This is a genomic window from Fusibacter bizertensis (assembly GCF_029914245.1).
Taxonomy (GTDB): Bacteria; Bacillota; Clostridia; order Peptostreptococcales; family Acidaminobacteraceae; genus Fusibacter_C; species Fusibacter_C bizertensis.
The window spans coordinates 1-16,817 of sequence record NZ_JARYZI010000003.1; the positions used below are offsets into that span (position 1 = coordinate 1).

13 protein-coding genes, 1 rRNA gene and 1 other annotated feature are annotated in these 16,817 nt (G+C 33.8%); of the genes, 2 read left to right on the top strand and 12 right to left on the bottom strand.

The window, feature by feature from the left end; genetic code table 11:
- The 7 genes from QE109_RS05275 to QE109_RS05305 all read right to left on the bottom strand — a co-directional run.
- Window positions 1-164, bottom strand: a 16S ribosomal RNA gene (locus tag QE109_RS05275); the annotation flags it as partial.
- A 643-nt stretch (window positions 165-807) separates the two neighbouring features.
- Complete coding sequence (locus QE109_RS05280) at window positions 808-1,389, bottom strand: indolepyruvate oxidoreductase subunit beta (RefSeq protein ID WP_281093369.1); 582 nt, start codon at window positions 1,387-1,389, stop codon at window positions 808-810.
- Window position 1,390: 1 nt separating this feature from the next.
- Window positions 1,391-3,169, bottom strand: a complete 1,779-nt coding sequence (gene iorA, locus QE109_RS05285; RefSeq protein ID WP_281093370.1) for an indolepyruvate ferredoxin oxidoreductase subunit alpha — start codon at window positions 3,167-3,169, stop codon at window positions 1,391-1,393.
- 56 nt (window positions 3,170-3,225) lie between these two features.
- Window positions 3,226-4,143 carry a bifunctional enoyl-CoA hydratase/phosphate acetyltransferase gene (locus QE109_RS05290; protein WP_281093371.1) on the bottom strand — a complete coding sequence of 306 codons (918 nt, stop codon included), beginning with the start codon at window positions 4,141-4,143 and terminating at the stop codon, window positions 3,226-3,228.
- A gap of 178 nt (window positions 4,144-4,321) precedes the next feature.
- The gene (locus tag QE109_RS05295; RefSeq protein WP_281093372.1) at window positions 4,322-5,464 is read right to left on the bottom strand and encodes a tetratricopeptide repeat protein; all 1,143 of its coding nucleotides are present in this window, start codon (window positions 5,462-5,464) and stop codon (window positions 4,322-4,324) included.
- A gap of 43 nt (window positions 5,465-5,507) precedes the next feature.
- The gene (locus QE109_RS05300; protein WP_281093373.1) at window positions 5,508-6,329 is read right to left on the bottom strand and encodes an NAD(+)/NADH kinase; all 822 of its coding nucleotides are present in this window, start codon (window positions 6,327-6,329) and stop codon (window positions 5,508-5,510) included.
- On the bottom strand, window positions 6,329-8,113 hold the full coding sequence (locus tag QE109_RS05305) for a B12-binding domain-containing radical SAM protein (RefSeq protein ID WP_281093374.1): 1,785 nt from the start codon (window positions 8,111-8,113) through the stop codon (window positions 6,329-6,331). Before QE109_RS05305 ends, QE109_RS05300 begins: the two co-directional genes overlap by 1 nt.
- Window positions 8,114-8,425: 312 nt before the next feature.
- On the opposite strand from QE109_RS05305, the gene QE109_RS05310 reads away from it, so the two are divergent.
- Entirely contained in the window at window positions 8,426-8,788 is a 363-nt protein-coding gene (locus QE109_RS05310; protein ID WP_281093375.1) for a response regulator, read from the top strand.
- A gap of 107 nt (window positions 8,789-8,895) precedes the next feature.
- On the opposite strand, the gene argS is transcribed toward QE109_RS05310, so the two are convergent.
- On the bottom strand, window positions 8,896-10,593 hold the full coding sequence (gene argS, locus QE109_RS05315; RefSeq protein WP_342637116.1) for an arginine--tRNA ligase: 1,698 nt from the start codon (window positions 10,591-10,593) through the stop codon (window positions 8,896-8,898).
- A 38-nt stretch (window positions 10,594-10,631) separates the two neighbouring features.
- Window positions 10,632-10,822, bottom strand: a binding site (T-box leader).
- A gap of 238 nt (window positions 10,823-11,060) precedes the next feature.
- On the opposite strand from argS, the gene QE109_RS05320 reads away from it, so the two are divergent.
- Window positions 11,061-11,894 (top strand): rhomboid family intramembrane serine protease, encoded by an 834-nt coding sequence (locus QE109_RS05320; RefSeq protein ID WP_281093377.1) that lies wholly within the window; start codon window positions 11,061-11,063, stop codon window positions 11,892-11,894.
- A gap of 13 nt (window positions 11,895-11,907) precedes the next feature.
- Here the strand turns inward: QE109_RS05320 and QE109_RS05325 are convergent, their stop codons facing one another.
- The 4 genes from QE109_RS05325 to QE109_RS05340 are packed head-to-tail and all read right to left on the bottom strand — an operon-like array spanning window position 11,908 to window position 16,777.
- Entirely contained in the window at window positions 11,908-12,954 is a 1,047-nt protein-coding gene (locus QE109_RS05325; protein ID WP_281093378.1) for a 5-oxoprolinase subunit C family protein, read from the bottom strand.
- Window positions 12,947-13,621, bottom strand: coding sequence for a 5-oxoprolinase subunit PxpB (gene pxpB, locus QE109_RS05330; RefSeq protein ID WP_281093379.1), 675 nt, complete (start codon window positions 13,619-13,621; stop codon window positions 12,947-12,949). The genes QE109_RS05325 and pxpB overlap by 8 nt, the downstream gene beginning before the upstream one ends.
- A gap of 16 nt (window positions 13,622-13,637) precedes the next feature.
- A complete protein-coding gene (locus QE109_RS05335) occupies window positions 13,638-14,393 on the bottom strand; it encodes a 5-oxoprolinase subunit PxpA (RefSeq protein ID WP_281093380.1) in 756 nt (251 codons plus the stop codon).
- 14 nt (window positions 14,394-14,407) lie between these two features.
- Window positions 14,408-16,777, bottom strand: a complete 2,370-nt coding sequence (locus tag QE109_RS05340) for an endonuclease MutS2 (protein WP_281093381.1) — start codon at window positions 16,775-16,777, stop codon at window positions 14,408-14,410.
- Between the last annotated feature and the right edge of the window lie 40 nt (window positions 16,778-16,817).

Genomic DNA, 16,817 nt, shown 5'->3' on the forward strand with positions numbered 1-16,817 from the left:
TATCCCTTTGTATGGGGCAGGTTACCCACGCGTTACTCACCCGTCCGCCGCTTTCATAAGTTTCTCTTTGACCGAAGTCTCAGTTCCACTTAATCGCGCTCGACTTGCATGTGTTAGGCACGCCGCCAGCGTTCATCCTGAGCCAGGATCAAACTCTTAAATATAATTTTAAAGTTTGCCTGTTATCTCATAAATGAGCTAACTTGCTTTTGTAAGATTTCTCTTACGTTTGTATAAACTTTCTGCAAAGTTTATCCGGAAACAACTGTTAAGTTGTTTTATTGTTTTTCTTTGGAGTTTCAATTTAAATTGCTTTAAATCGACATCTTCAAAAGAATTACGTTTTTGGTTTTTTTCATTTGCGCTATTCAATTTTCAAGGTCCTGTTTTAAATTCTCTCATGTCCGCAATGTCTTGCGGCGACTCTATTATGATATCATCGATTATTTCTAATGTCAATATCTTTATTTGAGTTTTCAAGAAAGTTTTTTACATAGATTTTACATAAATGTCGGTGTTTCATTTGTACTCAAAATTAGATTGTTTCAAACAACTAATTGCTAACAAATACCGCTTAGTTATAATAACACCATTTATTTTTTGCGTCAACCCCAAAATTAAAAGAAAAACTATTCTGATAATTCAACTAGATTAGACCCTTTTAGCCATTGTAAATTTGGTTCTTATTCAATAATTATCTCTTCTTGTAAAATTCAAATTTATAAAAAAAGCTGACCCTTTCAATTATATGAAAAAGTCAGCATTTATTTAATTTTAGGAACAAGTTACAAATACAGTATCTAAGACCTATTGAACTTGGTTAATTCCTATTTCAAAAGCCTTAATATTGATATCAACAAACTTCTCTTTAACTGTTTCTTTAATCACTTCATTCCAATCAACCATTTCTACAAGCCCCATAGCCTTTACAAGAGCACCAACTACGATTACATTCATAGTTTTAATATTGCCTAGGTTTTCAGCAAGTTCTGCAGCTTTGAAAACAGTTGTATTGATCTTTGATGATATATCTTCAATTACACCTTGAGGATATTCAGCGGCTCCTGATAAAATTGTAGCAGAAGGTATTTCATAGGCATTGATAACTACTTTCCCATTAGGTTTTACAAAATCTAACCATTTAGGAGTTTCCATCGTTTCAAAAGATACAAGTACATCAGCTTGACCTTTCCCAATAATTGGAGAATAAACTTTTTCTCCATATCTTACTTGAGTCGTTACACTACCACCGCGCTGTGCCATACCATGTACTTCGCTCATTTTAACATCATAGCCAGCCTTAATTAGACCAGTTGCTAATATTTTAGATGCTAATATGATACCTTGACCACCAACACCACATAAAAGTATATTTTTAACTTCAGACATTCTATTCACCAACCCTTTCTATGGCTTTGAATGGACATGCTTGGAGACATACTTCACAGCCAACGCACATATATTTATCTATTTTAGCTTTCTTAGTTTTATTGTCAAAACTTATAGCTGGACAACCAGTTTTCGTACAAACTCGACAACCCTTACATTTATCTTCAATAACATGACACTGTTTTTTACTTAAATCAAACTCTTTAATATCTGCTTCTGAAAAGTTTTTAAGGACACATGGCCATCTTGTAATAATTACTGATGGACCATCAAAAGCAAACGCCTCATCAAGTGCTGATTCTACTTCTTTTAATTTAAGTGGATTTACAGTTACTACATGCTCTATTCCTATAGCTTTTACAAGATCCGGAATATTGATCATATTTGCTGGATCGCCTTGTAATGAAAAGCCTGTTCCCGGATTTTCTTGATGGCCTGTCATACCAGTAATTCTATTGTCTAAGATTACACTTACTGTATTACCTTTGTTGTATGCTACATGAATTAATGAATTTACTCCTGTATGGAAAAATGTTGAATCACCAATAACAGCTACAACCTTCTTATCTACATTGTTCTTAGCAAATGCTTTAGAAGCGCCATGCCCCATAGAAATTGAAGCACCCATACAAATTACTGAATCCGTAGCATTTAAAGGCTCTGCTGATCCAAGTGTGTAACAACCAATATCACCAGTTATAACGACATTTTTCTTTTTACTCAGTGCAAAAAAGAAACCTCTATGGGGGCATCCAGCACACAAAGTTGGAGGACGGCCTACAATTTGATCTGGATCGGGCTTTACTGTTTCTTTTTCAATGCCAAGAAGGGCTTTTGCTACTATATCAGGATTAAGTTCTCCAATTCTGGAAATTTTTTCTTTACCGATACAAGAAATACCAGCAGCTTTCATTTGTTCTTCAATAAATGGTTCAAGTTCTTCGATTACATACAGCGTCTCAACTTCTTTAGAAAAAGCTCTAATTTTATCCATTGGGAGCGGGAATGTAAAACCTAATTTCAAGTATGATGCATCATCACCAAATACTTCTTTAGCATAGTTATATGCAACACCGGAAGTAATGATTCCAATTTTTTTAGAGCCCCACTCAATGCGATTCAGTTCTGTTTCGTTTGAAAATTGCTCTAATCTCACCAATTTATCTTCTACGATAGGGTGAAGCATCTTTGCATGTGCAGGTGCTGAAATAAATTTCTGTGGTTGCTTCTTATATGGAATGATTTCTACATTTTTACGCTCGCCAAGTTCTACCAATCCTTTAGAGTGACAAACTCTTGTTGTCATTCTGAATAAAACAGGAACATCAAATTTTTCGGAAATTTCAAATGCAGCTTTCACATATTCTTTTGATTCTTCAGAGTCACTAGGTTCTAACATTGCAATTTTAGCAAACTTAGCATAATATCTATTATCTTGCTCGTTTTGTGAACTATGACAACCCGGATCATCTGCAGACACAAGAACAAGACCACCCGTAATTCCAGTATATCCAATTGTGAAAAGTGGATCGGCAGCAACGTTTACACCAACGTGTTTCATAGCTGCAAGCGTTCTCGCACCCGCCATTGATGCGCCAATCACAGACTCTAAAGCCACTTTTTCATTTGGTGCCCATTCAGCAATTAAATCTTCTTTGTACTCAATCATATTTTCGAGAATTTCAGTACTTGGTGTACCTGGGTATGCGCTAGCGTATGTTACGCCCGCCTCGAAAGCACCTCTAGCAACCGCTTCATTACCAGTTAATAAAACTTTCATCTGTTAAACTCCTTATTTTGTATGTCTTCGCCAATGACAACTCATAAACTCAAATACTATTTTTGACCCTTATAAGATGCAATTACACTACCAAGTGCAATTGAATTCAACTTCGCCTCGTAACTATCTGCTCTTGAAACTAAAACTACGGGAACTTTAGCTCCCATAATTATCCCAGCAGATTCAGCTCCTGCTAGATAAGTCAATGTTTTACCGATACCATTTCCAACTTCAATAGTAGGTACTAATAAAATATCAGTATCTCCGGCAATTTCACTTTTAAACTTTTTAATCTCAGCTGCGTCTTTAGAAATTGCCAAATCCAGAGCTAGAGGCCCCTCAACAATAACATCTTTACCAAACTTACCTTCAGTACATAACTCTTGAAGTTTTCTAGCATCCACTGTTGTAGGCATTTTAGCATTAACTTTCTCTTTAGCTGCTATTGCAGCTACTTTTATAACTTCATTACCTAAAGCTCTACAAACATCGATAGCATTTTCAGTGATTTTGACTTTTTCCTCATATGTTGGCTCAATATTCATGCCACCATCAGTGAGGTAGATCAATTTATGATAATGAGGAACATCATAAATCATCACATGACTGAGCAAACGATCAGTTCTTAGGCCAAACTCTTTGTCTAAAACCGCTTTAAGTAAAATTGACGTATCAATTAAACCCTTCATTAAAAAATCGCCTTTTCCTTCTGACACAAGCTTCACTGAAAATTTCGCTGCTTCTGTCAAATCAACTATATCGTGAATTTCATAGTTTTTTAGATCTAAGCCATCTTTTTTAGCAATTCTTTCAATTTCAGCTTTATCGCCTACTAAAACAGGATCTACTAAATTTTCCTCTGCAGCTTTACAAATTGCACCGAGCACATCTTCATCTTGCGCTGCAGCAACAATCAATTTCATAGTTTTGCCTTTTTTTGCAACTGCTAACAATTCGTCAAGTTTTTTAATCATAATTTCACCTTTTACATTATTTTTAGATGTGTTCCACAAAAATTTTAATCTCATCTCATTCTACTATAATTTGTTGAATGCTTCAATAGTTTTCATTAATAATAAAAAAACTTCATATCACAAAAATAAAAGGTCCATAGACGAATTTGTTCGTCTAGGACCAAAATATTTTAGATCTCTACATAAGCTTTTTATTGATATGATCTTTCCACATTTGTACGACTTCATCATCTGGTGCAAGTTCACTAGCATTTTGAAAATACGATCTAGCAGTCAAATCATCACCTCTATTATAATAGACAATGCCCAAGTTGCATATTATTTCAGCATTTTGTGGCGATAGTCTTATTGCTTCTTTAAAATATTTTTCTGCTTCATCATAATCACCAAGTGATAAAAGGCAAATTCCAAGTTCATTCATCGTCTGAATATGACCAGTATTCAATGACATAACTTTTAAAAAATACGAGAGTGCATCTTCATATTGTTCTTGCATTCTATAACCAACACCGATAAAAAATAGTAAATTCCACCATTCATCGTGATCTTCTTCCAGCGCTTTTAAAATCTCAAGTCCTTCGTCGACTCTTCCAGATAGTATTAGCTCATAACCTTTTTCATAAGCAGCCTTATCTTTTACTCGACCAAGTCCAACTACAACTTCTTCTTTCATTTCATCTGTCAATCCTATTCGAAGGGCATGAAGCCAATGCATCTGAGCAAACTGAAAATTTTCTTCATTATAAAACAGAAAACCTAAACTAAAATGAGAATAAGCAAAGTCAGGATCAAACTCCAAACATTTCTCAAAACAATACTTTGCAAGTTTTTTTAGTTCACTTCTCTCATCCTCATTGGCTAAATCTTGAAAGCTTCTTCCCATATTATAGAATGCATCAACATTGCTTGGGTCTAATTTTAGTACTGCATTAAAATATAAAATTGCATTGGCATAATGCTGATCATCTGCAAGTCTTAGGCCATCCATCAAGATACTTGTAACTAATTTGGCATGCGTATCTGTAATTTGGTTATCTAATGCCACTAGTAGGGACACATAAAAATTATAGTGTTCAATTCTAGCTTCTGAACCAACAATATAAACTAAACCTTTAATCAAACCTAACACGGGAATTTCTTCAACCTCATTGGCTTTTATACCTTTTGCTAAATCATCTATAAAAACAGGTAAAGTAATGTTCTCTGGAAAATCAACACCTTTAATAGACAGGCTATGCCCAGGTTTTAATTCAATAAAGACAACTTCATCAATAAATCGTTTCAACATTTTAGCCATGATATCATTAAATTTATTATGCATTTGTAAATCCTTTCATTCTAAAGAGATTTGTTAACAGTTCAGCTTATTCAAGTACACGTCTAATATTTTTATCTATAATTTTTCTTTTAAACAAATCAAAATAATCAAACTCATCCGAACGAATTACATCTATAGTTAAGTCGTCAGCAACTTTAACATGGATATCTTCAATGTACTCATTCGACAATTTTATGCCATCACATGCTACAATCACCTTTCTCTTATGCGCCTTTACAATATTTATATCCAATATAGTTTCAATTGGAACAATCATCGTTGAACTCATTGGTCTATTGACACTATTATCATTCGGCGTTAACGGTGTAATTTGATATACGGGAATATCAGAGTGAATTACAGCGCCACCAGCCCAAATTGCATAACCAGTAGCTCCCATAGGTGTAGAAATGATTAAACCATCTCCTGTAAAATAATTAAATGGCTTCGTGTTTAAGTAAACTTTCGCTTCCATTAATTTAGGCTCTACATGTTTTATAGTTATTTCATTGAAAGCGAATTCAGTATAAACATCACCACTTAATGTTTTCGTATTTACCATTAATAGCGGATATGAATTTATGCGATAATTTTTACTGTCTAAAACATCAAATATTTTTTCTAATTTGTTGGGCATAATCGTTGTTAAAAATCCTAACGTACCAGTATCTATCCCTACAAAGGGTTTACGAAGATGTTTATACTTTCTAATAGCGCTGAGCATCGTGCCATCACCACCAATAACAACTATTACATCTGGATCTTCATTTACAATTAGCTTTCCCTTTGTTTCAAGTAATTCTGTCAACTCTTTTTTTACATGCATTGAATCTGCTTTTATGTTGTGATGAATAAGCACTCTATTCATTAAATAACCTCACCTTCTTTGATAAATTTCGAATCTTCTATTGTAATTATAGCAGTTTGGTCAGATTGATTATAATCAAACATAACCACATTAATCTTTTGTTTCACTACTTTATAATCACTTTTGATTAAAGTCATTATATCATAACCTAATGTAATAAATTCTACGTTTTTGAGTATTTGTTTTGCAGGTATATTCCCATCTATATTTAGAGTCTCTTTTCTAAATGCTTCATCATTTAATAATTCTAAACGTTTATTGTTAAAATTCTTAATTTCAATGTAATTAAAAAGTGGTTTTTGACCTTTTAAATTTGCATAGTGATAATCTACTTTTAACAAGTCTAAAAAAACTTCTAGATTTTCATAGTTCTCTTTATAAAAATCTGCAAGAATTTCATATAGTCTATAAGTGCCAATTGCTGCGTCAAAATAATAATTCCTGTTAAAATATGCTGCTAAATTTAAATAAAATTCGCTTGGAGAAATTTCATTACTTTTAATCACATAATTTAAAGAGTGGACAAACTTTCCTGAATTATAATAATATTCAACTAGCGTTTCTATCTCTTTTAATCTAGTCATCTCTTTAAAGCTTATATACTTATTTTGAAGTACTTCATAGGGCGATTCTTTTCTTATCAAATACTGGTGTTCTGGTGCTTCTACCTGAATTTTTGTTCCTTCAAGGATTTTTAAAAAACCAAGCTGTAATTGTTCTGCACCTATATTGTATACTTCATCAAAAGAAATTAAAAACCTCTCAAATGTTTCATAAGGAAGGCCTGCAATTAAGTCAACATGCAAATGAATACCACCGATCTCCATAATTTTCATACATGCAGTTTTGACTTTTTCAAACTCAATTGGTCTGTGAATTGCATGCATAGTGGGTTGATATGTGGTTTGTATACCTACTTCAAACTGAAACAATCCTGATCTTGCTTTTTCCATTACATCGTAATAATCCTGATCTAAAAGTGACGCAGTTATTTCAAAATGAAAATTCGTCACACCATTGTCTTGGTCTACTAGATAATTTAAAATTTCAAGTGCATGACTTTTTTTTGCATTAAATGTTCGATCTACAAATTTAACTTGTGGCACTTTATGACTTAGGAATTGGTCTAAATCATGTTTTACTCGTTCTAACGAGAAATAACGTACACCTTTTTCTGCAGAGGATAAGCAATAAGAACAATTATATGGGCATCCCCTGGAACTTTCATAGTATAAAATCTTATTGCCTAAAAGTAAATTAGTATCATATGCAAACGGTACACAATCCAAATCCTCTATTAATGGCATCGGTGAATTACTGATAATTTGGTCATCATCTCTATAGATGATTCCTCTAGTTTGAGTAAATGCTTCAGATTTATTGTTGCTTTCAAGCTGATTAATCCACTCATTAAAAATTTGCTCACCCTCTCCTACCATAACCGCATCTAGAAAAGCATGTCTCTCTAGTTGGGTTTTAGGATTATAAGTAACTTCTGGACCTCCAAAAATAATTTTTGTATGATGATTGATTTGTCTAAAATTAGTGAATAATATACTTAAAGGTTCAATATTCCAAATATACGTTGAAACTAGTATATAATCATAATCTCCTTTGATAATATCTCTTAGCACATAATCCATCTCGTTGTTTATCGTATATTCCTTTAGTATGATCTCACTTTTATGATCGGGATTATGCTTACAAATATAATTTTTTAAATAATGAATCGCTAAATTTGTATGAATGTATTTCGAATTCAACGACATTAGTAATATTTTCATTTTAACTCCTTCAACACCTTTAAATTGCTATCAATAGTAAAACTTATTACTTAGTATAACACGACTTAATAATTCTAGGAATTACAAATTACACTGTGGTCGTGATATAAAATATGTTATACTTAAAAAGTATACAATTGGGAAGCACTGAAGAAGTAATCTCAATCATCAGAAATGATCTAGAAACCTGTATATGCATAAAAAATTATCTACAGACGAATTAGCTTCCATAATAAAAAGGACTCAAGAACTTAATCAAAGAATTCAAGAAATTGATTTGCAATCAAATAACAGCGACAATAAGGAGAGGCCATGAAAATACTTCATTTTGAATACAGTGACTTTTTTAGACGCGTCGTTCATGATATGGCATTGAGACTAGGTTACGATTATATTGGAACTAGTAACGGTGATGATTTATTTAAAATTTTAGCAAAACACGATATTGATGTGATTTTTACAGGTATGGAACTCAGCGATATGAGTGCTGAATCACTCATATCAAATATAAAGAGCTCAAAATTTGATTTTCTACCTATTGTAATTTTAACTTCCAGTGAAATTGCAGATATTCACAAAAGGTTGAAAGGTATAGAATTTAGTGATTTTATTGTTAAGGAAAACCTTACCATTCAATCTCTAAAAAAATGTGTTAATCGATTTGAAAAAATTTAACTAATAAAAGAATCTTCGGGCATCGAGCCAGCAGATTCTGTCACAAAACAGTTATGACTTAATAAAAGAGCTGAAATCACAATTGATTTCAGCTCTTTTTATACAGTTTACATTTTCTCTGGCGCTTCTAGACAAACAAGATGAAGTGCACTCTTCAAAACAATCTCAGTCGCTTGAACAAGTGCTACCCTTGCCGCTCTTATCTGCTTATCATCAACTAGAATTGGATTGTCGTGATAAAATCTGTTAAAACCTTGAGCAAGTTCAATTGCATATCTTGCTACTGTATGCGGCTCATAATTTTTATGAGCAAGTGCCACAATCTCACCAAATTTTGACAACGTCCTTACAACATCTTTTGATGCTTCATCTGTAAGTGCCGAATAATCAGGTGCAACGTCGTCATTTATCTCAACTTTACGTAGAACACTACATGCCCTCGCATGCGTATATTGAACATAAGGACCTGTTTCTCCTTCAAAAGAAAGCGTCTTTTCTAACGAAAAAGAATAGTCCTTTGTCCTTGAAGTATAAAGCTCTTGGAATACAACTGCTCCAACACCAATTTGTCTAGCAACAGCTTCCTTGTTTTCTAGTTCAGGACTCTTTTCATTGATGATTAGTAGTGTTTGTTCCACAGCTTTATCAAGCACATCTTCAAGAAATGCAACATTGCCTTTACGTGTAGAAAGTGCGCCATCTTCTAATGCAACCATACCGAATTCAACATGTACACAATCTTTGTACCAATCATACCCCATCAATTCAACAATTTTAATCCATTGTTGAAAATGAAGTTTTTGTGCACTTCCAACTACATAGATATTTTTATCAAAATTATAATGTTCTTTTCGATACTTAGCAGCTGCCAAATCTCTCGTCAAATAAAGAGAAGAACCATCTTTTTTCGTTACTAAGGCAGGTGTTAATCCATAAGGTTCAAGATTGACAATCTCTGCGCCTTCAGATTTCTCAACGATGTTTTTATCTCTTAACTCTTTAACAATTGCAGGCATTTTATCTGAATAAAAACTTTCTCCTGCATAAGAATCAAATGTAACTCCTAATTTTCCATAGACACGGTTAAAAACTTTTAGTGACATATCTTTAAATAACGTCCAAAGTGCTACAGCTTCTTCATCTCCATTTTCAAGTTTCGTGAACCAAGCTCTTGCTTCATCTTCCAAAGAAGGATTATCTTCTGCCTCTTGATGGAATTTTACATAAATTTTCAATAATTCGGGAATTGGATTTGCGTCGATCAGTTCTTTGTCACCCCATAACTTATAAGCGACAATTAATTTTCCGAACTGTGTTCCATAGTCACCTAAGTGATTAATTGCAACAGTATCATAACCTAAAAACTTATAGATTCTGTGAAGTGATTCCCCAATCATCGTGCTTCTAATATGCCCCATATGAAAAGGTTTCGCTATATTAACTGATGAATATTCAATGATTGTTTTCTTATTGGCACCAATACTGGAAGCACCATATTTAGAATTTAGTTTTAAAACTTCCTCAATTATATTTTTTGCAAAATGCTCTGAATTTACCGTAAAATTCAAAAATCCAGCAATCGCTTCAACCTTTGAAAACAATTCTTCGTTACTTACTTTGGATGCAAGTTCTTCTGCAATCGCATTGGGTGCCTTTTTGAATGCTTTTGCAAGTTTAAAACATGGAAATGCATAATCGCCCATTTCAGTGTTTTTAGGATGCTCAACTAAAGTTAGTATTTCATCGTAGCTCAAAACATCGATATTTGCTTCCAATGCTTTAGCAATTGATTCTTTGTAATTTATCATAATGCCTCCTCAAAAAAAAATAAAATCGCCTCTAAATAAGAGACGAAAATTTCCGCGTTGCCACTCTTTTTAGAAGGGATTCCTTCTCACTCAATGTCGATAACGGTGACAGCCGACCTTTCGGTATCTCATGGGCTCTTTTCACTACAATGTATTATCGATCTCACACCCACATCGACTCGCTAAAAAGGGACATTATAATTACTTTTCCAATCATAGATTTTTCAATTTGTGATTAAGTTTAGCATAAAAACAGTGTTTTTTCAATAATTTTGTTCGCTTTTTTATATTTTTAATGGTAAATCCCACATAATTATGAAGACTTACATATTTTCTGTAAAGTTTTTATGAATTCACATGATAATATTTCTCTTATTGTCGTTTAAATAGTATAATCATCATATGGTAACTTGATTTAAAATTTCACAACATTATTTACACGATCAAAAATTAAGGAGCAAACAATGCCTAACATCAATTATTACAAGAATCGAATCAGGAATAGAATCAAGATTTTGACGCTTACCGAAGGTCTTATAGTAATCAATGTCATCATGTTTTTACTTACTCAGCTATTCAATTTAGTCTCCGGTGATGGTTTGCTAACTCTTGGAGCTAAAGTTAATGCTTTAATTGGCCTTGGCGAATATTGGCGTTTATTTACCGCGATGTTTCTTCATGCAAGTATCATGCATTTGATTTTCAACATGATGGTACTTTATATTCTCGGTAGAGATATAGAACGTTTTTTTGGGAAAAAGAAGTTTTTGCTCATATATTTTTTATCTGGATTAGTAGGATCAGGAGCAAGTTTTCTACTTGTACCAGGTGTATCCGTTGGAGCCTCTGGCGCAATATTTGGTCTTATGGGTGCTAACTTGTTTTTATACAAACTCAATCCATTGGTTTACAAACGTCTTTATGGTACCGATTTGTTGATCCTTATAGGCATCAATCTAGTGCTTGGATTTATAACCCCCAATATTGATATGGCTGGTCACATTGGTGGTTTAATCTCTGGATTTGTAATCGCAAGTGCATTAGGCTTAAACGTTGAAAAAATATGGGTTAAAAAAAGAGCACCTTATCAAATGCTCACTGTATTACTTTTAGTTCTACCTATTGTATTTGGTACTTTAAAGATTCAATCTAGTGAAGACCTATTTGTCTCAGGTGCATATTACTATTACACTGAGGGAAAAATTAATCGTTCTTTGGATGTTATCGAGAAAGGGCTTAAAAAATATCCAGAGCAAGCTGACTTACTTTATATGAAATCTATACTAGACAAAAACTAATCTCAATTTTTGGTTAAGTTATCGTCTCAACTAAAACATTAAAATTCTTAATGACGTTTGATGAAGGATTATCCTCTTCAAGCGTCATTTTATATTGCCTTACATCCACAAGGTTATACTTATCAATTTCAATTTTATTTGCTTTGCTTGTTTCAACTCCAGTTCTTAAAAACCGAATCTGATCACCTGGATTGGCTTGTGCTAAGATAGAAAGGTCTTCAAAAATAACATTTGCAATTTTCGTATACCCACCTGTTGCTTGTCTATCCGCCATCATAACAATTGGCATGCCATCACCTGGAATCTGTATTGCTCCAAACGCAACAACATCTGTGATAATGTCCGCATTTACTTTATGTGAAATCTTATTCCCCACTAATCTAATGCCCATTCTATCAGAAAACGGACTTACTTCATAAACGTTACTGAAAAACTGCTCAATCACTTCACTAGTAAATGCATTGATCTGAGGTCCGTCACATACACGAATTAACTTATCCTTTAATCTAATTTGTGAAAAATAAGATTGCTTACTTGAGCTCTTACTCTCTAAACCTATCTTTGCAATTTTTTTAATATTTGATACTTGTTCATCAACGAAAATTTCATCATTTAGCTTTAATTGCCTTCCTAAATAGCCACCTAGTTTTGCTTTCAAATCGGTGGAACATGAACTTTTATAAAAATCCACTGTATGCCAAGTTCCCTTAACTGCGATGTAATTTCTTAAACCAAAACTGACATTTTTGATCTCAATTTTATCATCTTTTCTTAGCTGGTAACTTTGCCACAACTGGATTTTCACTTCATTAATATAAACTTCACTATCTGCACCCGTAATTGAAATTTCGCATTCACAGTCTACTACCATACAAAATTGCCCACCTGTCACTTCAATTACTGGTTGTTCACCTTCACTTTCAATTAACAACAGTGCAATATCATATGCAAAATTATCCATTACACCCGACTGCGCCAATCCAAGCGATAACCCTAAAAATCTTCCTCGATCTTGAATAGTCGTCAATAATCCCGGTTTCAAAATTTTCAATTTAGTCATTTGCATCACCTGATTCTAACATGTTAAAAGTATGAACATCTATTGGATAAAACTCGATATTACATCCTGCACGCAAGATACAAGATTGGTCTTTACTAGGATCAAACAATTTAAGAGGTGTCCTCCCTATGATATTCCATCCGCCAGGCGAATCGACAGTATAGATTCCAGTTTGTTGATCTGCGATACCTACTGACCCAGCTTTTACTTTTAAACGCGGTGTTTTAAGCCTCGGTGTAGCAATTTGAGGATCTAGTCCACCGAGATATGGAAAACCAGCTGAAAAACCTAAAAAATACACATAATATTGAACACCTGAATGAATATTTATCACTTCATCTATTGTCAAATTATGAGCAATCGAGACTTGATCAAGGTCTGGTCCATCATATAATACAGGAATGCGAACAACCTCACTTTTAGAATCTTCTAAAGAAACATCTAAGGATATATTAGCTATAATCTCTTTAAGGTTAGATTCATCAATTATATAAGGGTCATAATGTACTGCAATCATATGATACGTATGCTGTATAGCCTTAATGCCTTCTACTTTTAACACTTCGAGTTCATGACAAAGTGTAATTACAGTTAAATTAATATGTCTTGAAATCTTTTGATCAAAATATATGCCCAGTGTTCTATCATTTAGCGTCACATATGTCATTAGATTATTCCTCAAATTATTCACTTTTGACTTCGATTCCTGATTCAACTAAGGCACTTTTTAATTTATCAGCTTTCACAGCTGCACCTATTTGATCGCCATGGATACAAATTGTATCTGCTTTTAGCGTAATCATATCGCCATTCTCTGCAGAAATCTGTCCAGTTTTGATGAGATGAATCATTCTTTTGACAATGATCTCAGCGTCATTAATGAGCGCATTGTTTTTATTCCTAGAAACAAGTTGACCATCACTTTGATAAGCGCGATCCGAAAAAACCTCAGCATAAAAAGGATGGTCCAATAGAAAAGCAGCCTTTTCAGTTTCACTCCTTGAAAGACCATATATTTTAATCGAAGCATCAAATCTTCTAACAGTTAGTATCAATGTTCTCGATAGATTTAAATCATTTGCAACTATATTATATAGTGCACCATGTAGCTTCACGTGATTAATCTCGGCATCATTTATTTTACAAACACCCATCAAAGCACCTAATTGATATGAGATAAGCATTTCTAGCTCATTTGAGTCAATTGGAAAACTACGTCTACCAAATCCAAAAATATCATTGAAACCAATATGGGCACCAATTTTAACGCCATACTTTTTACAGAGTTTAACCGTGTGATCCATTATCTTATAATCTCCTGCATGGAGCCCACAAGCTATATTTGCAGATGTTATAATGGGAATTAGACGGTCATCCTCGCCAACTATGAAGTCGCCATAACTTTCTCCTACATCAGCATTTAAATCTACCTTGAACATCTCAACCTCCAAATTTACTTCAAGATAATCACTGTTGCTCCGTTTCCACCTTCGTTGTAAGCAGCATCTTCAAATTTTTTAACGTGAGGATGTCCTTTGAAATAGGCTTGTAAGCCCTTTCTAAGCGCACCAGTGCCTTTACCATGAATGATTCTCACTTGACTAAGTGAAGATATCGCAGCATCATCCAAGTACTTATCAAGTATTGCTATAGCTTCTTCAGTATTATTGCCCCTTACATCTATCTCAGGACTAATACTGGCTGTTTTTGAAACAAATTCTCGTACTTTATTGTAAACTTTTTCATCTTTTTTCTTCTTACTAATCACTGAAAGTTGCTTTAGATTCACATTCATCTTCATCAATCCGACTTGAACTGACAAATCACCTTTATCATTGGGAAGGGTAATAACCGTTCCTTCTTGATTGATGCTAAGTACCCGTACCGAATCACCTACTAAAAGTTTTTCTGGTGCAAACTCATTGATCACATCAGCATCAATTGCAGAATCAGAATTTTTATTAATACCATCCGACAATCTACGGCGCATCTCTTCGATTTCTTTATTTCTCGATTGATCTGCAGAAGATTTAATACTTCGAAGCTCTTTAACAATCTCATCGGCTTCATCTTTTGCTTCTTTTAAAATCGCTCTCGCTTCATCTTTTGCTTTTTTTGCAAGATCATCTCGTTGTCTTAGCCATTTATCCTCTTTATCCTTCAGAGAATTCTTTAGCTTCTCAATCTCTAGTCGCATCCTGATTGCTTCATCTCTTTCAGTTTCAATCTGCTTTTGGTTTTTCTCAATATTAGCAAGAATATCTTCGAAACGGATATCATCTTTATGGATATATTCACGTGCTTTGGCAATGACGGTTGTATTTAAGCCGAGTTTTTCAGAAATTTCAAATGCATTTGATTTTCCTGGGATACCAATTAATAGTTTATATGTTGGACTTAGTGTTTCAACATCGAATTCAACACATGCATTTTCAATACCTTCAGTAATTATCGCATATTCTTTAAGCTCAGAATAATGTGTTGTAGCAAGCGTACGAATATTTTTACTTTTAAGTTGATCTAATATAGACATTGCAAGTGCGGCACCTTCTGTAGGGTCAGTACCCGCACCGAGTTCATCAAAAAGTACCAAAGAGTTTGCTGTTACGTCTCTTAAAATTTTAACGATATTTGTCATATGAGATGAAAAAGTACTTAAACTCTGTTCAATACTCTGTTCATCCCCAATATCAGCAAAGACTTCATCAAATAACGTGAGTTCCGTTCCATAATCAGCAGGTACATGCAATCCCGCTTGAGCCATAAGCGTGAGTAAGCCCACTGTTTTTAAGGTTACAGTTTTCCCGCCTGTATTTGGTCCCGTTATCAATAGCGTTGTAAAGTGATCACCGAGCCATATATTACTTGGTACAACAGAATCTTTTGGCAATAGTGGATGTCTTCCATTTTTAATTCTGAATCTTTTATGTTGATTTATTTCAGGCTCAACAGCTTTGATGTCTAACGCGAATTTACCTTTAGCAAATAAAAAATCGATTTTGGTTAGAATCTCAATATTTACGGCTATAGCAGGTGCAACAACGGCAACTTCTTCTGTTAACATTCTCAATATTTTTTCGATTTCTGCATGTTCCTGCATCACCAGTTCTCGAAGCTCATTATTGAGTTCAACAACTGCTAGTGGTTCAATATAGAAAGTACTTCCTTTTGCAGACTGGTCATGTACAAGTCCTTTAACTTGATTTTTGTGTTCACTTTTAACAGGAATTACAAAGCGATCCTGCCTAATAGTAATCAATGAATCTTGCAGATATTTTTGGTATACAGGCGATGTAATCATCGACTCTAACTTATTTCTAATTGCTGCATTCTTGCTTTCTATGCTTTTTCTTATCCGTCTTAATTCAGAAGATGCATTATCGGAAACTTGAGATTCCGTTAAAATACATTGTTCAATATGTTTTTCTAATTCTATATGATTTTGAAGACCATCTGCAAGTGTAAAAAGAACAGGATATTTATCTTTGTTTACACCATTAGACGATATATATTTTTTAATACTTCTTGAAGTGCGCAGCCCATCTCCCACTTCGAGTAATTGTTTAGGTGATAAGCACCCTCCAATACTTGCCATTTTAAGAGACGCAGTCAAATCAAAAATAGGACCAATAGGCGGCGTACCTATTTGAAGCATCATCATAACTGCTTCAGAGGTTTCCTTTTGCCAACTTTGTACTTCTTCATACTCTGAACTAGGCTTAAGTGATTGACACATGTCTTTGCCAAGTGATGAAGTCGCTTTGCTTTCTAACATGTCAATTATTTTGTTGTATTCAAGAACACGTAATGCTTTTTCGTTCATATTTTTCCTCCTATAGCATCCAATCATGTCTTATAATCCT